Annotated in this window: 33 protein-coding genes, 3 tRNA genes and 2 pseudogenes; 25 read left to right on the top strand and 13 right to left on the bottom strand. The window is 51.9% G+C overall.

Annotated features, from left to right (window positions below):
• The first annotated feature begins 89 nt into the window (after window positions 1–89).
• The 3 genes from ACJBF3_RS22820 to ACJBF3_RS22830 all read left to right on the top strand — a co-directional run bounded on the left by ACJBF3_RS22820 (window position 90) and on the right by ACJBF3_RS22830 (window position 383).
• Window positions 90–165 (top strand) — tRNA-Gly (locus tag ACJBF3_RS22820).
• A 46-nt stretch (window positions 166–211) separates the two neighbouring features.
• Window positions 212–285, top strand: a tRNA-Cys gene (locus ACJBF3_RS22825).
• A gap of 11 nt (window positions 286–296) precedes the next feature.
• A tRNA-Leu gene (locus ACJBF3_RS22830) sits at window positions 297–383 on the top strand.
• Window positions 384–509: 126 nt separating this feature from the next.
• On the opposite strand, the gene ACJBF3_RS22835 is transcribed toward ACJBF3_RS22830, so the two are convergent.
• Entirely contained in the window at window positions 510–1,520 is a 1,011-nt protein-coding gene (locus ACJBF3_RS22835) for a tyrosine-type recombinase/integrase (protein WP_047716522.1), read from the bottom strand.
• Window positions 1,520–1,747, bottom strand: a complete 228-nt coding sequence (locus tag ACJBF3_RS22840) for a DUF4224 domain-containing protein (protein ID WP_016063584.1) — start codon at window positions 1,745–1,747, stop codon at window positions 1,520–1,522. Before ACJBF3_RS22840 ends, ACJBF3_RS22835 begins: the two co-directional genes overlap by 1 nt.
• Window positions 1,748–1,870: 123 nt before the next feature.
• Here ACJBF3_RS22840 and ACJBF3_RS22845 point away from each other — a divergent pair, with 123 nt between their 5' ends.
• Window positions 1,871–2,071: a hypothetical protein gene (locus ACJBF3_RS22845; protein ID WP_159427288.1), complete on the top strand. Its 201-nt coding sequence runs from the start codon at window positions 1,871–1,873 to the stop codon at window positions 2,069–2,071.
• 45 nt (window positions 2,072–2,116) lie between these two features.
• Here ACJBF3_RS22845 and ACJBF3_RS22850 read toward each other — a convergent pair.
• From ACJBF3_RS22850 to ACJBF3_RS22900, 11 genes and pseudogenes are all read right to left on the bottom strand, one after another.
• Window positions 2,117–2,419 (bottom strand): annotated as a pseudogene (locus ACJBF3_RS22850) (ASCH domain-containing protein).
• Window positions 2,412–2,549, bottom strand: coding sequence for a hypothetical protein (locus ACJBF3_RS22855; RefSeq protein WP_047716529.1), 138 nt, complete (start codon window positions 2,547–2,549; stop codon window positions 2,412–2,414). The pseudogene ACJBF3_RS22850 and the gene ACJBF3_RS22855 overlap by 8 nt, the downstream one beginning before the upstream one ends.
• Window positions 2,546–3,199 carry a hypothetical protein gene (locus ACJBF3_RS22860; protein ID WP_047723364.1) on the bottom strand — a complete coding sequence of 218 codons (654 nt, stop codon included), beginning with the start codon at window positions 3,197–3,199 and terminating at the stop codon, window positions 2,546–2,548. The genes ACJBF3_RS22855 and ACJBF3_RS22860 overlap by 4 nt, the downstream gene beginning before the upstream one ends.
• A complete protein-coding gene (locus ACJBF3_RS22865) occupies window positions 3,199–3,645 on the bottom strand; it encodes an ead/Ea22-like family protein (RefSeq protein ID WP_047723363.1) in 447 nt (148 codons plus the stop codon). The genes ACJBF3_RS22860 and ACJBF3_RS22865 overlap by 1 nt, the downstream gene beginning before the upstream one ends.
• Window positions 3,642–3,845 carry a Lar family restriction alleviation protein gene (locus ACJBF3_RS22870; RefSeq protein WP_047716533.1) on the bottom strand — a complete coding sequence of 68 codons (204 nt, stop codon included), beginning with the start codon at window positions 3,843–3,845 and terminating at the stop codon, window positions 3,642–3,644. Before ACJBF3_RS22870 ends, ACJBF3_RS22865 begins: the two co-directional genes overlap by 4 nt.
• On the bottom strand, window positions 3,842–4,072 hold the full coding sequence (locus ACJBF3_RS22875; RefSeq protein WP_047716535.1) for a hypothetical protein: 231 nt from the start codon (window positions 4,070–4,072) through the stop codon (window positions 3,842–3,844). Before ACJBF3_RS22875 ends, ACJBF3_RS22870 begins: the two co-directional genes overlap by 4 nt.
• Window positions 4,069–4,512, bottom strand: a complete 444-nt coding sequence (locus ACJBF3_RS22880; RefSeq protein ID WP_047716537.1) for a hypothetical protein — start codon at window positions 4,510–4,512, stop codon at window positions 4,069–4,071. Before ACJBF3_RS22880 ends, ACJBF3_RS22875 begins: the two co-directional genes overlap by 4 nt.
• The gene (locus ACJBF3_RS22885; protein WP_047716539.1) at window positions 4,499–5,521 is read right to left on the bottom strand and encodes a chromosome partitioning protein ParB; all 1,023 of its coding nucleotides are present in this window, start codon (window positions 5,519–5,521) and stop codon (window positions 4,499–4,501) included. The genes ACJBF3_RS22880 and ACJBF3_RS22885 overlap by 14 nt, the downstream gene beginning before the upstream one ends.
• The gene (locus tag ACJBF3_RS22890; RefSeq protein ID WP_235836681.1) at window positions 5,521–5,880 is read right to left on the bottom strand and encodes a hypothetical protein; all 360 of its coding nucleotides are present in this window, start codon (window positions 5,878–5,880) and stop codon (window positions 5,521–5,523) included. Before ACJBF3_RS22890 ends, ACJBF3_RS22885 begins: the two co-directional genes overlap by 1 nt.
• A 379-nt stretch (window positions 5,881–6,259) precedes the next feature.
• Window positions 6,260–6,640 (bottom strand): hypothetical protein, encoded by a 381-nt coding sequence (locus tag ACJBF3_RS22895; RefSeq protein WP_159427287.1) that lies wholly within the window; start codon window positions 6,638–6,640, stop codon window positions 6,260–6,262.
• Between the two features lie 149 nt (window positions 6,641–6,789).
• The gene (locus tag ACJBF3_RS22900; RefSeq protein ID WP_047716542.1) at window positions 6,790–7,422 is read right to left on the bottom strand and encodes a LexA family transcriptional regulator; all 633 of its coding nucleotides are present in this window, start codon (window positions 7,420–7,422) and stop codon (window positions 6,790–6,792) included.
• 100 nt (window positions 7,423–7,522) lie between these two features.
• On the opposite strand from ACJBF3_RS22900, the gene ACJBF3_RS22905 reads away from it, so the two are divergent.
• The 21 genes and pseudogenes from ACJBF3_RS22905 to ACJBF3_RS23005 all read left to right on the top strand — a co-directional run bounded on the left by ACJBF3_RS22905 (window position 7,523) and on the right by ACJBF3_RS23005 (window position 20,428).
• On the top strand, window positions 7,523–7,723 hold the full coding sequence (locus ACJBF3_RS22905) for a Cro/CI family transcriptional regulator (protein ID WP_047716596.1): 201 nt from the start codon (window positions 7,523–7,525) through the stop codon (window positions 7,721–7,723).
• A 115-nt stretch (window positions 7,724–7,838) separates the two neighbouring features.
• Window positions 7,839–8,156 (top strand): annotated as a pseudogene (locus ACJBF3_RS22910) (YmfL family putative regulatory protein); the annotation flags it as partial.
• 307 nt (window positions 8,157–8,463) lie between these two features.
• Window positions 8,464–8,649 carry a DUF4222 domain-containing protein gene (locus ACJBF3_RS22915; protein ID WP_032673528.1) on the top strand — a complete coding sequence of 62 codons (186 nt, stop codon included), beginning with the start codon at window positions 8,464–8,466 and terminating at the stop codon, window positions 8,647–8,649.
• The gene (locus ACJBF3_RS22920; RefSeq protein WP_047716546.1) at window positions 8,633–9,580 is read left to right on the top strand and encodes a conserved phage C-terminal domain-containing protein; all 948 of its coding nucleotides are present in this window, start codon (window positions 8,633–8,635) and stop codon (window positions 9,578–9,580) included. Before ACJBF3_RS22915 ends, ACJBF3_RS22920 begins: the two co-directional genes overlap by 17 nt.
• A complete protein-coding gene (locus ACJBF3_RS22925) occupies window positions 9,577–10,071 on the top strand; it encodes a hypothetical protein (RefSeq protein ID WP_047716548.1) in 495 nt (164 codons plus the stop codon). Before ACJBF3_RS22920 ends, ACJBF3_RS22925 begins: the two co-directional genes overlap by 4 nt.
• A complete protein-coding gene (locus tag ACJBF3_RS22930) occupies window positions 10,071–10,730 on the top strand; it encodes an MT-A70 family methyltransferase (RefSeq protein WP_047716549.1) in 660 nt (219 codons plus the stop codon). Before ACJBF3_RS22925 ends, ACJBF3_RS22930 begins: the two co-directional genes overlap by 1 nt.
• On the top strand, window positions 10,727–11,776 hold the full coding sequence (locus ACJBF3_RS22935; RefSeq protein WP_047716550.1) for a DNA cytosine methyltransferase: 1,050 nt from the start codon (window positions 10,727–10,729) through the stop codon (window positions 11,774–11,776). Before ACJBF3_RS22930 ends, ACJBF3_RS22935 begins: the two co-directional genes overlap by 4 nt.
• On the top strand, window positions 11,773–12,000 hold the full coding sequence (locus tag ACJBF3_RS22940; protein ID WP_047716552.1) for a hypothetical protein: 228 nt from the start codon (window positions 11,773–11,775) through the stop codon (window positions 11,998–12,000). Before ACJBF3_RS22935 ends, ACJBF3_RS22940 begins: the two co-directional genes overlap by 4 nt.
• The gene (locus ACJBF3_RS22945) at window positions 11,997–12,404 is read left to right on the top strand and encodes a RusA family crossover junction endodeoxyribonuclease (RefSeq protein WP_047716554.1); all 408 of its coding nucleotides are present in this window, start codon (window positions 11,997–11,999) and stop codon (window positions 12,402–12,404) included. Before ACJBF3_RS22940 ends, ACJBF3_RS22945 begins: the two co-directional genes overlap by 4 nt.
• 70 nt (window positions 12,405–12,474) lie before the next feature.
• Window positions 12,475–13,269, top strand: a complete 795-nt coding sequence (locus ACJBF3_RS22950; protein ID WP_023330784.1) for a KilA-N domain-containing protein — start codon at window positions 12,475–12,477, stop codon at window positions 13,267–13,269.
• Between the two features lie 7 nt (window positions 13,270–13,276).
• Window positions 13,277–14,266 carry a DUF968 domain-containing protein gene (locus tag ACJBF3_RS22955; RefSeq protein ID WP_047716559.1) on the top strand — a complete coding sequence of 330 codons (990 nt, stop codon included), beginning with the start codon at window positions 13,277–13,279 and terminating at the stop codon, window positions 14,264–14,266.
• Between the two features lie 12 nt (window positions 14,267–14,278).
• On the top strand, window positions 14,279–14,857 hold the full coding sequence (locus ACJBF3_RS22960) for a DUF1133 family protein (RefSeq protein ID WP_047716561.1): 579 nt from the start codon (window positions 14,279–14,281) through the stop codon (window positions 14,855–14,857).
• 583 nt (window positions 14,858–15,440) lie between these two features.
• Entirely contained in the window at window positions 15,441–15,845 is a 405-nt protein-coding gene (locus ACJBF3_RS22965) for a putative holin (RefSeq protein ID WP_033146314.1), read from the top strand.
• Window positions 15,842–16,123 carry a phage holin family protein gene (locus tag ACJBF3_RS22970; RefSeq protein WP_047716563.1) on the top strand — a complete coding sequence of 94 codons (282 nt, stop codon included), beginning with the start codon at window positions 15,842–15,844 and terminating at the stop codon, window positions 16,121–16,123. The genes ACJBF3_RS22965 and ACJBF3_RS22970 overlap by 4 nt, the downstream gene beginning before the upstream one ends.
• Window positions 16,120–16,749, top strand: a complete 630-nt coding sequence (locus tag ACJBF3_RS22975) for a glycoside hydrolase family 19 protein (RefSeq protein WP_047716564.1) — start codon at window positions 16,120–16,122, stop codon at window positions 16,747–16,749. Before ACJBF3_RS22970 ends, ACJBF3_RS22975 begins: the two co-directional genes overlap by 4 nt.
• A 7-nt stretch (window positions 16,750–16,756) precedes the next feature.
• Complete coding sequence (locus ACJBF3_RS22980; RefSeq protein ID WP_047716565.1) at window positions 16,757–17,026, top strand: hypothetical protein; 270 nt, start codon at window positions 16,757–16,759, stop codon at window positions 17,024–17,026.
• Window positions 17,027–17,030: 4 nt separating this feature from the next.
• Window positions 17,031–17,177, top strand: a complete 147-nt coding sequence (locus ACJBF3_RS22985; RefSeq protein WP_032675090.1) for a hypothetical protein — start codon at window positions 17,031–17,033, stop codon at window positions 17,175–17,177.
• A 125-nt stretch (window positions 17,178–17,302) separates the two neighbouring features.
• Window positions 17,303–18,043, top strand: coding sequence for a hypothetical protein (locus ACJBF3_RS22990; RefSeq protein ID WP_047716568.1), 741 nt, complete (start codon window positions 17,303–17,305; stop codon window positions 18,041–18,043).
• 14 nt (window positions 18,044–18,057) lie between these two features.
• Entirely contained in the window at window positions 18,058–19,515 is a 1,458-nt protein-coding gene (locus ACJBF3_RS22995; RefSeq protein WP_047716570.1) for a glycosyltransferase family 2 protein, read from the top strand.
• Complete coding sequence (locus tag ACJBF3_RS23000) at window positions 19,497–20,087, top strand: hypothetical protein (RefSeq protein WP_047716571.1); 591 nt, start codon at window positions 19,497–19,499, stop codon at window positions 20,085–20,087. Before ACJBF3_RS22995 ends, ACJBF3_RS23000 begins: the two co-directional genes overlap by 19 nt.
• On the top strand, window positions 20,084–20,428 hold the full coding sequence (locus ACJBF3_RS23005) for an HNH endonuclease signature motif containing protein (protein WP_047716573.1): 345 nt from the start codon (window positions 20,084–20,086) through the stop codon (window positions 20,426–20,428). Before ACJBF3_RS23000 ends, ACJBF3_RS23005 begins: the two co-directional genes overlap by 4 nt.
• The last annotated feature ends 4 nt before the right edge of the window (window positions 20,429–20,432 follow it).

Below are 20,432 nucleotides of genomic sequence, written 5' to 3' on the forward strand. Positions count from 1 at the left end.
TCATATCAGTAGAATGCAACGCATCGAACGGCGGCACAGCAAGCCGGACGATAGTGAAATCAAGTGTTTAGACGTTTACTTGATGACATGCGGGAATAGCTCAGTTGGTAGAGCACGACCTTGCCAAGGTCGGGGTCGCGAGTTCGAGTCTCGTTTCCCGCTCCAGATTAAAGACATGCGCAACAGCGGGTGTCAGTTAGAAAAGTTTTACGGCGCGTTAGCAAAGCGGTTATGTAGCGGATTGCAAATCCGTCTAGTCCGGTTCGACTCCGGAACGCGCCTCCACTTTCTTCCCTGGCCGGATGGTGGAATCGGTAGACACAAGGGATTTAAAATCCCTCGGCGTTCGCGCTGTGTGGGTTCAAGTCCCACTCCGGCTACCATGGGAAAAATAGAATAAAATCAATGATAAGCAGTGTCGTATAAACCACCGAAAGGTGGTTTTTTATTGCCTGTTTTTCGCCATTCGCCATTATTTCGCCATTGGACTTCGCCACAGAAAGAGGGCATTACTGCCCCCCAACCACCGGCACAACAGAAATTTTTCGGTTATATCTCGCCGTTTGAGATGCGTTTTTATGACCTGAAATTTCCTGCTTCTCCTGAAGAGTTCCCTCAAGATCAGATATCCCCTTGGCCTTTAGATCGTGGAATGTGAAATTGAATTCGAGCTCAGGAAATTTTTCAGCAGCAACCTTTTTAGCCTTCATCCACTGAGCATTAAAAGCATCACGTGTATAACGAGAACCAGACTGCTGGTGGATTACGTAAAGACTAACCATGCCGCTATTCAACGGAAGTGAATCTGCCATGGTGATCGCATTCGATAGGCGTACTGTCCAGGCTTTAATCTGACTCACTGCAGTCTTGCTTTGCTGAATTAGAATACCTTCATCAAGTATCTGACTCTTTTTAAGGTCCAGGATGTCACCCTGACGTGCGCAGCATAAATAGGCCAACTCCATGGCAATCTTCACCGGCACTGACGAAACGCTGAATAGTGCATCATATTCTTTGTCCGTGACGTAACGCGTGCGCGCTTGCTCCTTAAATTGCTTTACCCCTTGGCATGGATTCATCTTCACTTTGCCACGCTCATATGCCCACCTGAACACCCTCGACATGAAAGCTTTCTCTCGGTTCGCCTGAACCCTACTCTTAACCCCTCTCTTATCCATATACTTTCTGATGTGCTCCGGCTTGATGTTCTCTGGTTTCATTTTGCCGAAAACGACATTTACCTTTGAACCATATTTCCGGTAATCCTTTCTGGTTTCTGTTGCCAACTCATGGAAGTCACCAGAGTTAAAAAACTCTTCGCATAAAGCATGGAAGTTTGAACCTACCTTGATATCGTTGATGAAGTTTTCATAGGCGGCCCAAACCTGAGACTTAGAGAGATCGTGGTTGCACAATCTCACTGTTCTCCCGTCAGGCGTTCTGAACTCATATGCTGATTTTCCCCTGCGAACGCGGGGCGGCATCCAGTTATCATCTGGGTTTTTGCGGATTCTGGGCATTACATGTCCTTAAAGTTTGGTTCTTCTTCCTCTGGATTGTTCACTACCAACTTTAGGCCTGCAGGATTAGTTACATGATCCCATGTAGTTCCTGGCCTGCCGTCTTTTCGTGGCACGAAAAATACACCGCTTTCTTTCAGCGCTCGGCACTGAAGGGAAGGGCGACGATAACCAGTAAGCTGATAGAGGTCATCAGGGGTAAGAAAACGTTGGCTTTGTCCACTCATCGTATAGCTCCCCACTTAACCGGCTGCACCCGGCTATCTTTTATAGAAAATGCAAGATGAGCAACCACCACGGAGCCCATCATTGCAGGTACGACATCTATTTGTTTCGGTGTAATAGAGCTGGTGGACCATTTCCTTTGGCATGAGCACCGGCATCGGCACGCGGATAACCAGCTTCTTCAGTCTGTCTACTTCTCCGGCCAGTTCCAGCAGGCGGGAGCGGCAATCCTCTGCCTCCTCGCGCCACCAGGCTACATCGGCTTTAAGGCGGCGCATGCGCCGCTGTTTGAGTTTGCTCACCATGGCAGCCACCCCATTTGCTGAAGTGCGCCGATTGCCAGCAGCACGAACATAATCACGTCGAATGGGTTAGGCATCGATATTCACCTTAATAGCGAAGACCTTGACCGGGTCGGGACCGAAGTGCGGATGTGTTATCACCTTCACTTCGTAACCAGCATACGGAACGTCGATACGCTTGTTCGCGTCGTCGCGCCTCGGATAGCCGCGTGTGATAATCAGGCGGTCGAAGCGTCAAGGTAATTGCTGGTTATGACCATGAGATAGCCTGCGACACCAGTACGGATTTACCAGACGATACTCTTCGGTTTTCTCTCCGGACTTCATCTGGTCGAAGTATTCACCGTTAACAGCAAGTTGCAGGTTAGCCATGATTAAACACCCCCTTAACTGCAACCCAGGCAAGCTCTAGCAGAGATGCCCAGGCTACGTAAAGGTGAAGGCCAGCAGCTAACCCAAAGCCAATTATCGTTGCGTATTTCAGCGCTTCTGGTTTGCTCACGGCTTCACCTCCTGCTGCGGTGCTGCTGCGAGTACACTGCGCCATACATCGACGTTATGCAGGTCATCAAGGATCGCATCTGTCATTGCGTTGGTCATTGCCCCGGTCAACTCAACCGGCACCAGTTTCCAGCCATCCGGAATTACGGGAGAGTTGCTGCTGGGCGACTCGGCAATTTTTGGCGAAGAATCCAGAGCTGGCGCGGTCTGCATGGTGGTGGGCGACTCGGCGTTTTCGGCACCCTGAAGCATGGCGGCGCGGCAGGCATTCCAAAGTTCATCCGCAAAATCGCAAGCCTTTTCTCCGCCGCCACATGCCTGACAGAGGACATCATAAACGCTGTCGGGAATATCTTTAGGCACAGATACCGGCGCTGGCGGGGAGGTGTAAACAGGACAGCATCCTTCTCCCGGTTCGGCATACACCGAACATGATTCGATATGCCCTGACCTGAGCAGTTCAGCGTATTCAGCGTCGACGTAGCCAACAGCCTCCGCTTCGAGCGATGCCAGCGCGATACGCAGGGCTTCCGCTGTTAATTCGTAATACTCTCTGCGTTCCGGATGTAAAGTCGAATCAGCTGCGCATTCATCCGCAAACTCCTTTCTGCAATTAATGTGCTCGATTAGCTGCTCTTTGGTGAATTCCATTACTCATCTCCCATCAGTTCGGCGTAATTGATAAATTCACCGAAGCACTGCAGTTCGGCACCAGCCATGAAATAACCCAGCGCCGCACTACGCTCCGTATCGCTTTTGAATTGTGTCAGCGGATAGCGTTCGTAGAATTTGTTTATGAGGTGCGCCATTTTCAATTCAGGCGCTGGTGCCTCCAACTCAGCAATCTGCTTATCTTTGGCTTCCAGCTCATCCAGCAGCGCCAGCACGGTTGCTGGGTTTGCTGCGGCGATGAAAGCTCCATTCAGGTCAGTCTGCTTTTGCGTGAAATCACCGCTATCCATGTAAGTAATTGAGCCCTGCGAATCATCGCTACCATAGTCATATTCAATGCTGGTATTTTTCGGCAGGTATACCCATAAACCAGGCGTCGCCTTCTCCGCCGCTTCACGCAGCGCCTGTTTGTCGATGTTGCTCATTGGGCTGCCTCCCCGACACGTTTGTTCCATGCATCAATAGCCATTTTGATTTTGTTAGCACCAACCATCTGAGCAGACTGCGCGTCGCAAGAATGGCAGCGAACAATTGCCGACTGGTAAGGGCAATCCTCTTCGTACTGCGCGAACGCCTCTACGTTTTCGCTCCCGCAGAACGGGCAAGGTTTTATTTGAGTGCTCATTTTGCGGTTCCTTCTGCTTTCTTTTCGTCAACGCTCCAGGCTGTAGCCAGTGCGCTTGTCACCTGATAAAAAGAGTGCTTCACCTTCACACATAATTTTTCACCAGTAGACGATACCGTTTCGATGATGGTCAGCTCGCCGCCGCTTTCAAAATCGGGGTAGAACTGCGTTACCAAGTTACTTTCAACAATCACTGAGCCGTCCGGCGTGTGCATTTTTAGTTTCATAGCTGCACTCCTTTGCGAAGCTCCTTCGCCAACCACTCCAGAGCCATTACGGGAACGCCAATGCGCCCTGCGCCTTCGAATTTGTTAATCAGGTGCTCGATAGCTATATCCACACCCTGCGCCCGCACTTCAGCCAGGAAAGCGTCCGTTGCCGGGGCTTTAATATCGACCAGCATTCTGACGCTTTCGACGTTCTCAGGATCGGTTGATTGCTGCCATCTGATAGTTGCACCAATCGCAGCTTTCAGACCCGCAATCTCCGCAGCCAGCGCAGCAGCATCATTTCGAACCTTACGCAGTTCCAGAACAGCAACCTGAACTGCATAAGCGAACATAGCGGAAGGGCGGTTACAATCGGTCTCAGAATCACGCTGCATGTTGACTGCAACAGTCATAAGTTCATCCAGCTGTTCGCCGGTCATTGGTTTATTGGCTGTCATGATTATTTTCCTGCTGGAGCTTGTGCTGCTTAACGAAGTGGGCCACTGCTTTTGACTGGCTTGTGACGATCCCATTCAGGATTACGTTCTTGCCGCGATAGATTTGCGCGGTTCCGATTTCAATCCCTTCCAGTTTCACGAAAAGCGTTTTTCCTACTACCTCTGTTTCAGGCACTGGCTGGGAAAGACGATATGTCTCACGCGCCTCAGCAATCGCTTTGTGCTCGTCCATAATGGCCAGCGCTTCAGCAAGAGCCGCGCCTTCTAAAGTGAAAACACCTTCATCACTGATCGAGGCCTGGGCCATCAACTCAACGAAACGGCGCGCGTTCTTTACGCTGAGTTCCGGAGCGATAGAACTGCGGGTAACTTTCGTTTTGCCCTGGGCAGCCGCTACAGCCTTATCATGCTGGAGAACTTTTCCGGCCTGTTCGCCATACTCCATAACGCGATCAACAGCGACATCGACTGACACAGCACCGGATTTAACTTCCTGCTGAACGTCATGGTTCGCCGTGCTCAGGAGCAGCAACTTCTCTACCGTGGCCACTGACTTATTGACCAGTTTTGCGATCTCGCTGGTGGTCTGGTTGAAGGCGTTATGCAGCTCCTGAATAACTGCAGCCTGTTCCATATCGGAGAGTGGCAGCTGGTTGTTACTTGTCATGATGCGCGCCAGGCGCTGAACATCGTTACCGTTAAACGGCATGATGTGGATGCGGTCTACTGGCTTGCCAGCTTCAGCACAGCGTGCATAGCAGCGGCGACGGCGGTGACCTTCAACAACCCACACACCACCTTCATCACGGGCGATAACTTCCAGCGGTGGAACTGAACCACCGTTCATCAGGTAGTTGAACAGGTCATCATCAGCCTGGCGCGTGCGTTCATCATCTTCACGCTTGTTGAAACCTTCGCGGACGTGAATATCTGAAAGAGCGATAAACATCCCGGTATCGGTGCGCTTAATTACACCGGCCTTGGTCATTTGCTTGAATGAGTTAGCCATCAGAGAGAAACCTCGTTATTCATAGAAATGACGACACGAGGCAGCTCACGGAGTTCTCGCTGAGCTTCCAGCAGGTGCATGTTGGCAGGCGTTTTGGTGAGGCGCTCTTCGATGCGGTCGCACTCTTTGGCCCAGCAGGCAACGTCCTCACGCAGGGTGGAGTTCTGCTCAGCCAGTTCCTTCCGCTGCGCCAACGCTTCACACAGAGCAACGCTGGTAACATCAAGGCGTGTAGCCAGTTCGTTAACCATCCAGCCGTAAGCGGCTGGAAGGAGAGGGGCTGCCTTACGAGCTGCGTCAATAAGCTGCTCTCTGGTCATGCGTGGTTGTAACTCGGTGACGTTCTGTGTGTTCGTCATGGTTAGTTTCTCCGTGTTATAAGCGCTCTGCACAGCGCTGATTTTTGGTTGCACGAATCCCTCGCCGGATGGCGACAAAAATTAAATGGTTTTCGTTTTAGTAAGCACCCAACCAGGGCACTTAGTGAAACGGGCGGCTGCCACCGCCAGTTAGCTTCTCCACAATTGGGAGCGCGTTCCCCTGAGTTGATTTAACGACTGAGGCCTCTCAAGGAACCGGCTGAACGCGCTTTCAGTTGTGTAAAAGGGGCGGTCGACATTAAGGACATTCACAACTGCCGACCGCCAAGACTACACACAGCAATGAAACTTTTGCCTGTCTTTTCACCACATCAGGCTCGGTGGTATTCTTGGAGTTCTCACACAACCAAGAAGGATATTACAAATGGACGAAGTTAAGTTCTCTTGCCCAGAATGCAGTGGCGAACTCTTCGATAGCACCGCGATACCTGAAGGTTCTGACAGTTTTGCGGGAGCTGTCTGTGGAAATTGTGGTCACGTTGTAACTGAAGACGAGAGCTCTCAGTTCGATACGCAGCTTGCCAATGATTACTTCGACAATCTCACCAGTAACCTTTTCGATTAATGGCAAGTAACGCTTGCTGACCGCCTCAACAACCTGCGTTTGAGCTTTCAAGGCGCTGCAATCTACATGCAGCGTCAATTCGACATAGCCACAGCTCTTACACTTATTGCTAATAGGCGCAAAGGTCTCGCCGGCTGGCAACTTAATCGTCTTTCTGTTTGCGCTAGTGCTCATACTGGCTACCCGCAATGTTCGCTGTTGATGTGGTTAATATTAGACATCTTACATTTGTAGTCAAGTTCATTTTGTAAGTTAACTTACTTTTTTTGTTGTGGGCATAAAAAAGCCCGCATGAACGGCGGGCTTATGGATGTGGCGTAAACCTAGAGATCAATGATGATTTGTTTAACTATCCCAATCAGGTTTGTGTCCTGATTTACCTCTATCGGCTTAAATGCAGGATTGAGAGGTATTAGGTAAGAAAACGGGGGGTCTATCGCTAATTTTTTTAAAGTCGCCTCTCCGCCAGATACCGTTTGAGCCACAACAATCTTGCCGTTTGCCTCATCCACAAAGCCGAACTCCGGTTCTACAATCACAATAGAGCCCTCAGGTATGCTTAGCTCATGACTGGATGTCATTGAATCACCCTTAACTCTTAAGGCAAACGCTGAGTCAGAAAGCTTTCGAGTCGTCTTTACCAGCTCATTCCCTGGGTTGCCAATTACCTCCGTCCAGTTTCCAGCCTGCACCCATGACAACAGAGGAATCTCCCTGGCTGACATTAAGTTGATGTTAATGCCATTTTCGATATCACCTGAACCAAAAACTAACCACTCAGGTGAGCACTGTAAGCATTTGCAAACCAATATCAAATTCTCGCCAGAAAGCTTGGTTAAATCGCTTTCCCACTGAGTTACAGCAGACGCGCTTACTCCTGCCCACTCGGCAACATCGCGCTGAGTAAGTTTTTTCTGCTTTCTTCTGAATCTAAGTCTGCTGCCAACGGTATCCATAAAATCTCCTCGGAACGCACGTTAGCAATCTTACATTTCATTGACGTAAGTATGCTGACCATATACGATGTAAGAATGCTAACTAATGAGGATTCAAATCATGCATAAAGGAACAGTCGTCGAATACTACGGCGGCATTTCTAAAACCGCAGTAGCTCTTGGGGTGACTCATAGCGCCGTTTGTCAATGGGGAGATGTTATCCCAGAAAAGCAGGCTCTTTTCATCGAAAGAATTACTAACGGAAAGCTGAAATACGACGCCTCTCTTTACAGCAAATTTAACAACTCCCAACAGAAGTAGTAACCACAGAGATAAGGGGTTAGCCGTGGGCAATGAACACTGGAAAGTAGAAAAACAACCAGCCTGGCTGGTGGCCGCAGTCCGTAAGACGATTGCAGCTTTACCGGGTGGATATGTGGAGGCTGCCGAAATCCTGGACGTAACCCAGGATGCTCTGTTCAACCGTCTACGCACTGGCGGAGATCAGATCTTCCCTATGGGTTGGGCTATGGTCCTGCAAAAGGCTGCTGGTGTGAGTTATATCGCCGATGTGTTCTCTCGTGAAACCGATAACGGGATCCATGTTCCTGGCGCTGTACCAGATGATGAGAACGAAGAGATTGGGATGAAATTGGCTGAGCTGGTGGGTCGGCTTGGCGAGTTAGTCAATGCATACCGCCATTACATCGAAGATGGCGTTGTAGACAAAGGCGAATGGCAGAGCCTTAACGATATCGCATATCAATTCAGGGTCACCCTCATGACATTCCTGAACTTGATCTCTCGAGTTTATTGCCTGCCAGAAATGAGTGACGCCCGCGAGTGTGCAGCTCCGGGCGTCTTGGCGTGTCGTATCAGTGGAGAAACTAACGCATGAACAGTGTAACGGCAAACAACCGTCTCCCGCAACTACGCGGTATTCCCGTTGTTGGAACCTCGTCGTTTCGGTATGAGCGGATGGTATCAGGCCGCTGGGTTCCATGTAACCACAGTAGGGCTAAGGCGATTGTGGGCGTCTGGCGTCGGAAGGGGAGAGCGCTATGCGAGAACTTAACCGGCGTTTCAGAGATCACTATGGCGTCCCGGTCCGCGTCATCAGATGGGAGCCAGAGACTCGACGCGTTATATACCTTCGCGAAGGGTACGATCATGAGTGCTTCAGCCCTCTTGAGCAATTCCAGCGTAAATTTACAGAGTTAAAGGACGACCATGAGCAGAATCTTTGACATCGTCCAGTCAATGTCAGGCCAGAAGAACGTCATTGTTCTTCCCAGGCCGTACCTGCTGTTCTTTAAAGAAGACCAGCAGGCTCATGCGCTGGCAGCAATTCTTAACAACCTCGTTTTCTGGTCAGCTTTTGGGGGAGAAGACGGCTGGTTCTATAAAACTCACAAGGAGCTTGGAGCTGAGGCAGGCGAGTTAACTGAAGACCAGACAGAGCGGCTGGTTAAAAAGTTGGTAAACAAGTATCTGCCTGGTGTGATCGAGACCTGTTCTCGAAAGGTCAATGGCACGCCAACCAAGCATTATCGCATCGACGGCGATGCTCTAATCTCATTAATCTTTCCAGAAAATAACGATTCCGCAAAAGTACGGAATGGAAAACGTGAAGATGCGGAATCAAAACCGCGAAGCTGCGTTTCTCAATCCGCGAATAATAGGAATCTTGGGAGCCGCGAAAGTACGGAATCCTATCTCTATACAGACTTTAATGCAGAGTTAAACAATCAGACTAAAAAACCTATTTGTCCGGTTGCGCCGCAACCAGACCCTGAGGTGTTGATCACTGATAATGCCATTCTGGTTTTAACTCACCTCAACCAGGTGAGTGGTTCCCGGTACCAAAAATCAAAAACCTCTCTTGAAAACATCAGAGCGCGCCTTCGTGAAGGTTACAGCGTTCACGACCTGCAGCTGGTAATCGATCTGAAACACGAGCACTGGAGTGGAAATGATGATCAGTACCAGTACATGCGACCTGAAACTCTGTTTGGCCCGAAAAAATTCGAGTCATATCTGCAAAGTGCTACTCGCTGGGAAAGCAAAGGCCGCCCTAAGCGTCAGGATTGGGAAGGACAGCGCAATAACTCCAGCATGATGGTATTTGGCGGGCCAGACAAAACAATCCCAGCAGGTTTCAGAGGAGCTAAGCCATGAGCCTCTTGAAAGACATTCAGATTTTCATCGCCACCAACCCTTGCTTAACGAGCAAAGAGATTGCGGCATCAATGCCACAGTACGACGTTCATGCTGTTCAGCGCGGGGTATGCCACCTGGTCAAACTGAATCGCGCTACCCGCCAGCACAACGGCAAGTGCTACCAGTATTTTGCTAAAGCGCCGGGTGGGGATGTGAGCGAAGGGCGTTCTGCACTGAAAATTAACCGAGCTGACGCACCAGCTGTATCAGAACAGGAAGCCGCACCGAACCCGGCAGTAACCACGATGATGGAAAAAGCTCAAGTCCTGTTTGAGAAGGGGCTCTTCCAGCGTGAGGCCACGGTTCTGATGGAAGCATTCAACCACTCAAAAGACGAAGAGCAGCGAATGAAGATACTGATTGAGCGCCAGCGTTGCCTGAGCATGGCCCCGAAAGTCAAAACGCCTACTGACGCATGGTGTCTGGCAGGTCAGGGGAGGAATATCTGATGAAATACTCTCTGATTTACGCAGACCCAGCCTGGGAATACGGGAACACCGTCAGCAACGGTGCAGCCACCAACCACTACGGCACGATGAAGCTTATCGACATGAAGCGTCTTCCTGTGTGGGACCTGGCTGCAGATGATGCAGTTCTGGCTATGTGGTTCACCGGCACACATACCCGAGAAGCGATTGAACTGGCTGAAGCATGGGGCTTTAAGGTCCGCACGATGAAGGGCTTTACCTGGGTGAAGTTCAACCCGCTGGCAGAGCAGCACATCAACAGAGCTCTTCAGGCTGGTGGAGTGGAGGACTTTTACGACTTCCTCGACCTGCTGAACGTCCAGACCCGCATGAACGGTGGTAACTACACCCGAGCAAATACGGAAGACCTGCTGATAGCCACCAGGGGGAATGGACTTGAGCGCCAGTGTGCCAGCATCAAGCAGGTTATCTACAGCCCACTCGGGGAGCACAGCCAGAAGCCAGCAGAGGCACGTTTCCGCCTGGAGAAGCTTTACGGTGACGTTCCACGCATTGAACTATTTAGCCGATGCGGTGCGCCAGGCTGGGACCACTGGGGAAATGAATCTGAATCACCGGCTGTTGAGCTTATCCCGGCAGCAGCCGTTCCAATGGGCAAACCTCAGGAGCGTGCAGCATGAAATCCTCGGCTTATTACAACGAAATTGATCCCTATGCGGCTCAGTGGCTGCGTAACCTGATCGCTAACGGTCACATTGCACCCGGCGAAGTTGATGAAAGGAGTATTGAAGATGTCACACCTGACGACCTGCGAGGCTTCACGCAGTGCCACTTCTTCGCCGGAATTGGCGTCTGGTCTCATTCCCTGCGTCTCGCAGGATGGCCAGACGATAAACCAGTCTGGACTGGCTCCTGCCCGTGCCAGCCTTTCAGCGCGGCAGGCAAAGGAGATGGGTTTGCTGACGAGCGGCACCTTTGGCCCCACTTCTTCCACCTCATCAGCGAGCGCAGACCTCAGCATGTCTTTGGCGAACAGGTTGCAGATGGTAACGCAAACGCATGGTTCGACCTTGTACAAGCTGACCTGGAAGGAATGGGATACGCCTTCGGCCTTGTGCCGTTTGCGGCAGCGGGCGTCGGTGCTCCGCACATCAGAGAGTGGGCCTACTGGGTCGCCTACGCCAACAGCCAGATCGACGACCGGCGCAGGCACATCGGGGCGGATGGGAGGAATGAACATTCAGACTGCAGTAACCCTGACAGGTTGGCCGACACCCACAACGATCGACAACAATCAGGTTGCTGGCCAAGCTGCGGCTGCAAATGCGCCAAAGCGGGGAACCACCTTAGGCGGAGCATCAAGGCTTGCAGGCTGGGTGACACCAACCTCACGCGACTGGAAGGACTCGGCGGGAATGACTGCGCAGCGGGATGGAAAGGACAGACTCGATCAGTTACCGCGCCAGGCGTACACATGCGGGCCCTTGAGGTTAACGGTTTTTGGCGAGATGCGGACTGGCTCTTATGTCGAGATGGCAAATGGCGTCCAGTTGAACCCGGCACATTCCCGCTGGTTGATGGGGCTGCCGCGCGCCTGGGACGAGTCGAGTCCGGGGTGGCCAGAGTGGCAAGCAGCAACCGCGTCGGCCGACTCAAAGGCTATGGGAACGCCATAAACGCACAGGCTGCCGCTGAATTCATTCGAGCTTACTTGGAGGTCGCGTGAAGAAACTATCAACCGAGCAGGAAAACGCTGTGCGTGATGTAGCCCGTCAATGCTCAGATGCCATTAAGAAAGCCCTGAAGAAAAAGCCGAAGCCAAGCTGGAACGTCGTTGTACCTCCGATCCTGAAGGAGTACCACGAGAAGGTAAAACCGATGGGCGTAAGCCTGGTGATGTTCAATAGCGTAATTGGGCGCCTAAACGGGCGATATGGAGTTGATTCATGAGACTGATTCTCCCGTTTCCCCCGAGCGTAAACACCTACTGGCGAGCCCCCAATAAGGGGCCGTTGGCAGGACGCCATCTCATCAGTGCTGCTGGCCGCAAATATCAGAGCGCTGCTTGCGCTGCGATTATTGAACAATTACGCCGCCTGCCTAAACCAACCACAGCGCCAGCGGCGGTTGAGATCATTCTCTATCCACCAGATGCCCGCCGCCGCGATATCGACAATTACAACAAGGCGCTTTTTGATGCACTGACACATGCAGGCATCTGGGAGGATGACAGTCAGGTTAAACGAATGCTGGTGGAGTGGGCACCGCAGGTACCTGGCGGGAAGGTTGAAATAACGATCGCCAGCTATGTCGAAAATGGTAGGCAAAATAGCAATGCATTGGTACGCGCATGAGTGTTAGATTAAAAAGTGTCAGCGAAGCGGGAGTGCAGACCCGCTCGCACTACAACAAGTGGAGAAACATATGAATCAGTTATTCGTAATTGATGGCGTTTCCGTACGCCGTGATTTTGATGGTCGTTACTGCCTGAATGATTTGCATCGTGCGGCGGGAGGTGAAAAACGTCACCAGCCTTCCAACTGGTCCTGTCTTACCCAAACGCAAGAACTCATCGCTGAAATTTCGAGCGCTCCTGGAATTACAGGAGCGGCCCCGTTGGTCACCCTTACTGGTGGTGTTAACCAGGGGACATTCGTCTGCAAGGAGTTGGTTTATTCCTATGCAATGTGGATCAGCCCGAAATTTAACCTCAAAGTCATCAGAACGTTCGATGCCGTACAGAACCCTGCATCCAATGCGCCGACATCCGACAAAATTCAGGCTGGCGTGATCCTGCTTGAATCGGCGGCGAAAATGCTGAACCTCTCAAACTCTTCAAGGCTCGGTGCTTATCAAAAACTCCAGCAGGTAGCTGGTCTTCCAGATCTGATGCCGCATTACGCGATCGATGCACCTGCCGGTGCGCAGGATGGGTCCAGCCGTCCCACACAATCACTCAGCGCTCTGCTTAAAGCAAAAAACATCCGCATCACCGCCAATCAGGTTTATCACATGATGTCCCGCTTTGGGATTGTGGAACAAAAAGAGCGAAACAGTCGGTCTGGAGTGAATGGTGTTAAAAAGTTCTGGTCACTTACTGCCAAAGGCTGCATGTATGGCAAGAACATCACCAGTCCTGCGAACCCGCGAGAAACTCAGCCTCATTTCTTTGAGTCGAAGTTTGCGGAGCTTCTTAAAATAATCGACATCGTAGCCTGAGGTAACAGTGAGAGCATTACTGACACCTGAAGTCGCGCCAATGTCCGGGGTGGTACTGTTCCGCCCAGGTAACGAATTGCTGTGGCTGTTTCGTCGTGGCCGGGTGGTGATTGAAACGCCTTCCGAAGCAATAAAGCACCTACCATCTGGCCTTATTCCAGAAGCGCACCAGCCACTGACAGATGATGTCAGTATGAGGGGGCTTTTCCTGAATGAGAGAGTTATTCAGCGTGCTGGTGGACTGAGTGGCCTTGATGCCTGGCTGGAACGTAAATTCGAATGTCAGTGGCCGCACAACAAATGGCACTCAAAGGACTTTACGGTGATGCGTCACACACCAGGAAGCATTCGCCTTTGCTGGGGGTGTGATAACCAGTTGCGTGAACAAACCACTGAAAGACTGGCAGGAATTGCCATGCAGAACCTGGTAAAATGGCTGCTCGAAAGGGTAAATATTATGCTGGGATTCAGCGAAGACCACACCCTGACGCTTCCGGAATTCTGCTGGTGGATGGTACGCAACGATCTGGCTGACCTTATTCCTGAACCAGTGGCGAGCAAAGCCCTCAGGATTAAGCCTGAATCGCACAGTTCCGTAATGAGGGAAAGCGACATTGTTCCGTCGTTACCGGCGACTGAAATCCTCCAGGAGAAGGTGAAGAAGGTTGTCTCCGTTAAGGTAGACCCTGAGTCACCGGAATCTTTCATGCTTAGGCCAAAGCGCCGCCGCTGGGAGAACGAGAAGTATACCCGCTGGGTGAAGTCGCAGCAGTGCAGTTGCTGCAATAACCCGGCAGACGACCCCCACCACCTGATAGGCCACGGGCAGGGTGGAATGGGTACCAAAGCGCATGACCTGTTTGTGATACCGCTGTGCAGAGCGCATCACGACGAGTTACACGCTGATCCTGTGGCATTTGAAGCGAAATACGGCGACCAGTTAACGCTGCTGTTTCGGTTTTTAGATCGTGCGCTGGCAATTGGCGTACTGGCGTAAGTGGAGACGCAAATGATCAATCCTTCAGAAGTAGGTAAATCCGGCGAGTTGGTTCGCCTTCGCACTCTAGAAAGTATCTGGATACAGGGAAAGCTCCGCATGTGGGGCCGCTGGTCTTATATCGGTGGTGGCTCTGGCGGAAACATGTTTAACCAGCTGCTAGCATCCGGGAAAATCACCAAGACCGCAATCAACGATGCGCTGCGCCGCATGAAGAAATCCGGCATCACTAAACCCGAGCTGGAAGCATACCTGCGTGAAATCCGCGACAGTAAAAACAAAACTGGCCTGGCGTTCTGCTCAGACGAGGAGGGGCTAATCATTGACGGCGTTATTGCAGCGGTATTGATGAACGAAGAATACCGTGGGCTGTATGGCGTGATTGTTGATCGTCATCGTCTGCGTAAAAGCAAACTCCAGATGGCTAAAGAGCTTAATTCAAAACACCCCGACTGGACCCTTATTACATGCCGTCGTCGCATTGATACATGGGTTAGTCTTGCAGAATCGATCCTTTACGCACCACTTTGTGATGCGTTCGGCACAAATGGCGACAGATTTAAGTTGCATAGTGAGCAAGAAAGTGCTTAAATTGTGGTAGGCTCGGGACAGTAAAGCGTACTGAGCAACAAATCAAAACATAAACCCGCCACTGCTGCGGGTTTTTTATTTTAAGGGGCTGCCTCCGGGTGGCCTTTTTTGTTTCCCCTCGTTCTGAGAGGAATCATGGCGATGATGTATTGACCGCTAGAATGGATTAGTCGTAACTTATTATTGTGGTGAATCCTTTCTAAGCGAAAGGGCGTTCCAGTCAACTGCTATCTGCAGGTATGCGCGCGGCTTTGCTGACTGGGGTAGAGTCACCGGGAGGCACCCGGCACCATGACAACAACAATACAGTTTCAAATTCCTTGAGAGCCTGCCGTAAAAAGCAGGCCTTTTTTTATGAATTTGCAAACTGCTGCTACGCTTGAAATGTGTGTTGAAGGTAATTGCCTGATGGTTCTCCTGAACCGTTGTGAACCAGCCCGATACTGTCTCACTCAGGTCAGTTAGCAAGACTCACGACTACCTACCTTACTTACTAATAGTCACTCATTAGCCCGCCTTCAAAAGCGGGCTTTTTTTATTCCCCTCATCACTGAGAGGATTCACGGCAATAAGAGGGGGCAAAATGTCCGCAGAACCGATATCTGCAACGGTAACGGCAGGCGTGGCCGCCGGCACCACCGGAATCACCTTCGCGACGATGTTTCCAGAAGCGACACCCGCTGTAATGCTTTGCTCTCTAGCTGGGGCGGCTCTTTACGTCTTGAGCAGCGAGGACCACAAGCTCTGGAAGCAAATACTGTTTGCGCTTATCTCATTTATCGGTGGGGTTTACTGCGCCGGAACAGCATCTGAAATCATCGCAGCACTTATCAATGCGGCATTAAGTCACCTTTCTCCGCCAGTTGCCGTGAAAGTATCTCCAGCCATTGGCGCGCTGGCGGCCTCAACGGTTTCTGTCACTGTCCTGCTTCGCGTTCTCAAGCGCTCGAAGACGGGAGACTTACCCGGATTGAAGGGGGAAGAATGACGTGGCAAACACTGATCCTGAACATTAACGCTGTTGCATGCATCCTCATCACCATACGCCTGATGTTCTTCAGGAAGCGGAGCTTACGGCGCCGCCGTCTGATGGAGTTACTGGCCTATGGGCTGATCCTCGCTCCAGCGTTTACCGCTTTCCGCATCTGGCATGGTGATTACGTGCAGGTCGACTACGGAGAGTTGGTCGTCAACCTTGTTGTCTGCATAGCCGTATGGCGAGCACGTGGCAACATCGCAAGAATAGCAGGGGAAAGCACAACGTGAACCAATCACAATTTCAAAAGGCGGCAGGTATAAGCGCCGGTCTAGCCGTGCGCTGGTTTCACTATATCGATGCTGCAATGAAGGAATTCGGCATAACCGCGACGCTCGATCAGGCCATGTTTATCGCGCAGATGGGCCATGAGTCCGGCGGTTTCACCCGGCTGGTGGAAAACCTGAACTATTCGGCAGAAAACCTGGTACCTACGTTCGGCAAGCATCGCATTACTGCACAGCAGGCCGCCGCACTGGGCAGAACGGCAACGCAACCGGCAAATCAGAAAGCGATAGCCAATCTGGTTTACGGCGGTGAGTGGGGCAAAAAGAACCTGGGCAACCAGGTTGCTGGTGATGGCTGGAAATATCGCGGTCGCGGCCTGAAGCAAATCACCGGGCTCAGCAACTATCGCAGCTGCGGCCAGGCTCTCAAACTGGATCTGGTTTCATATCCCGAACTGCTGGAACGAGATGAATACGCTGCGCGCTCCGCTGCATGGTTCTACGTCTCGCACGGATGCCTGCTCCATTCCGGCGACGTAGAGCGCGTCACGCTGCTTATCAATGGCGGACGTAACGGGTTGGATAAACGCCGCGCGCTGTTTAACCTGGCAAAATCTGTGCTGGTGTGAGGTCACTATGGGGTTTGAAACTTTAATTGGTATTGCTGCAGCAGTCATTGCCGCCATCGCTGGCGCTTTCGGCCTGGGCCATATTCGCGGCTCAAGTAAAGCAGAAGCAAAAGCAGATCAGCAGCGCACCGAAGATAACGCAGCTGCAACGGTCGCAGCAGCAGATCGCCGTGTAGAGACAACGAAAGAGGCCAGCAATGTACAGCAAACTGTTAACCATATGTCTGGCGACGATGTTGATCGCGAGCTGCGGGACAACTGGACCCGTAAAGGTTGAGGTAGTGGACACGGCTTGCGACTGGGTTAAGCCCATCTACGGAACGGATCACGACTGGGATGTTCTGGACCGCCAGACGAAGAAAGACATCCTGGCGCATAACAAAGCGTGGCAGGCGAACTGCCAGAAAGAAACCAGAGCCTCGCAATAGCGGGGCTTTTTAATGCGCATCGCACGCGCACATCAAAGAAAGTCTTTCAGCTGTGAGCCTGGGCAATCCGTTAACTTTCGGCGGCTTTGCCGTGCGACAGGCTCACGCCTAAAAGGAAATCCCTCATGAAATATTTATCGCTGCAGCAGGCGATGCTGGGCATGCGCGTAACAATGGCCGACGACGGCTTGATTCTCAAAAGTCCAGCAGGCAGCGCACACTACGATTTGAAAGGTCGACGCCATACAGTTTGGGGTGATGCTTCGTTCTTCCCTGAACATCTACGGGTGAAAGATAAGCGCAAACCGAAAGGTGGCAGCGTCAGTTACGGCAATGGCGAAATCGTTGGCCATCGGGCTGATGGTTCTGTGGCCTGGCGAATGGGGAAGCTCGAAGAGCTTACAAAAACGCCTGATGCTGCATTAGGTGATCTCTCGGCTATTTACACCCTTCCACGTTACAGAATTAGTAGCGGCATGAAGAGGCAGGAGCTGATTGCTAATGCTCTTGATGAAGCAAAGCAGAGGGCCAAGGAAGTATTTGGCGGATTTCCAGCAGATAAAACAGCGGTGGTTTTCTTGGCTGATCGCTGGGTAGCTATTGAAGGAGGCTATACGCCAGATGAAATGCGTGATGCCGTGGAATACATCAAGCGGAAAAGGAAAGAGAAAGCAGACGCAAAGGCGATGGCTGAATCATCGCCATTCTTTGTAGTGGGCGGCGTTGTACATATCAAACAATCAGTCATCCAACCTGTTAATAGCGAAGAAAGCTGCTTAAGTCGTTTCGTTTCGGAGAGAGTGAGCGAAGCTTTACGCGAAGCCACACGTCCTGGTGGAATCATTCACGCCGCCACTAAGCGTTAAAAGCGGGAGGAAATATGCAGGTCACTATTGATGGTGTCCCATACGCTCCCGCCAGTGTCGTTTCATCACGGATCGGCATTGCCATTTCGACGCATCAGCGTGCAGACGTTTTAAAACGAGCACTCGAACAGCACATGAAGCATCTTCCCGCCGGCGCGCTGGTGGTTGTTATAGACGATGGTTCAAAACCTGTAGCGGTAGTGCCCGACGGCGTGCAGCTGCTTCGCCATGAAACATCACTCGGCATTGTTGCTTCGAAGAACGCCAGCCTGTCAGCGCTGATGGATGCCGGGTGCGAGCATCTTTTTTTATGGGATGATGACGCCTGGCCTATTGCTGATAACTGGCACCTACCTTACATCGAATCACCTGAACCGCACCTGGCTTACCAGTTTCTGGATTTGGCCGGGCGCAATAAGCTGAACGACATGGCGGAAGTGTACCGTGATGATAAGCATGTTGCTTACACCGGTCAGCGCGGGGTGATGCTTTACTACCACCGCAGCGCCATCGAGAAGGTGGGCGGATTCGATCCGGTTTATGGGCGCGGCATGTACGAGCACAGCGACCTCGCTCTGCGGATTCATAACGCTGGCCTCACGACGTGGGCTTACGCTGATGTCGTCGGTTCAGAAAAGCTGATTCATTCTCTTGATGAGCATGAGGCCGTAGAGCGTTCGGTACCGAAACCAGACCGGCAGGCGCTGGTGGAACGTAACGTTAAAATCCACAACGAACGGCGGGATGCCGGGTTTACCGGTTACGTGGAGTATCGGCGGCAGCGCGACGTGGTTATCACTACGTTACTGACCAGCCAGGCTGACCCTCAGCGCGGCACGAAAATGACGGCCTCGCCTGACATGCTGGCCGGGTGGGCGTCCTCGCTTCGGAATTGTGGACGTATTGCGCTGGTGGATGAGCTGCAGACAGGCCCGGCAGACGTTGAGCTGTACCGCGTTCCTGACGTGAAGATGAACGTTTACTTCCGGCGCTGGCTTCACATCTGGCAGCATCTACGCGATCACCCTGAATACCGGCTCGTCTGGTGTACCGATGGTACCGATGTCGAAATGCTTCGCACGCCATGGGATGAAATGCAGCCCGGGAATGTTTACGTCGGTTCCGAACCGAAGACTTACGCCGACACCTGGGCAAAGCAGAATCATCCTGAGCGTATCTATCAGGAGTTCATTGAAGCGCACCGCAATAATGTGATGCTTAACGCTGGTCTGCTGGGTGGCAGCCGTGCTGATGTAATGGCGTTCGCTCACGGCATCATCCGTCTTTACTACCAGATCGAAAGTTATCGCTTCTGGAAGAAAGAGCAGGCTGGCGCTGCGGTGGGTGACATGTTGGCGTTCGGTATTGTCGCTCATTCATTCGCAGGAAAGGTGATTACCGGACCTCATGTGCACACCGTTTTCAAAACTGATGGGATCGGTAAGGAGGCCGCATGGTGGAAACACAAGTGAAGTATGTCGTGGTTGGTCACCATTCCCGTTATGCCTCAGCTGCATTGCTTGCTGGCGAACTTGGCGCGCACCTTCTTATCGATGAAGGGAATCAAGGTGCTAACTGGAATCATCGGCGCGCTATCGAGTGGGCAGCCGAGCAGCCTTGCCGTGTAGTGGTGCTGGAAGACGACGCGCTGCCGGTACATGGATTCACCGAAAAGGTAACTGACTGGCTGGCTCGTTTCCCTGACGACATGCTGAGCTTTTATCTCGGTACTGGCCGACCACCGCAGTATCAGAAAGAGATAGCCGACTGGCTGATTGTTGCAGATAAATCTCGCGCAGACTTCATCACGCTTCAGCGGCTGATACATGGCGTGTGCTACAGCATACCGCCTCAAAGCGTCAGCCGTGTGCTGTCTCAATGGGACCGCAGCAAGCCTGCTGATTATGCCGTGGGTGATGCCTATGGTGGTGCTGTGGTCTATCCATGCTACTCGCTGGTGGATCATGCCGACGGCGAATCTGTTGAGCGTCACCCCGATGCGGCGCCACGCACAGAGCGGCGCAGAGCGTGGAGGCTTGCGTGAATAAAGAGCCTCGTATCTACGGCAGCAAATGGGATAGAGAGCGCCTTGTCTTCCTTCGCGCACATCCACTCTGTGTGATGTGTCAGGAGCAGGGAAGAGTGGCAGCTGCAACGGTAGTTGACCATATCACCCCTCACAAACTGAAAGAGGCTCTCCGTTCTGGTGATGCGGCTGCCATAAGCAAAGCCCAGAAGCTCTTCTGGAGCCGCAGTAACTGGCAGGGACTGTGCAAGCAGCATCATGACTCAACGAAGCAGAGGATGGAGAAAAGAGGCTCCATCATTGGCTGTGACGAGAGCGGCATCCCCCTCGACCCGACGTCGCACTGGTTCAAACGATAACGTT

Source organism: Enterobacter sp. PP-008-ECC_S150 (assembly GCF_045257065.1).
Taxonomy (GTDB): domain Bacteria; phylum Pseudomonadota; class Gammaproteobacteria; order Enterobacterales; family Enterobacteriaceae; genus Enterobacter; species Enterobacter chengduensis.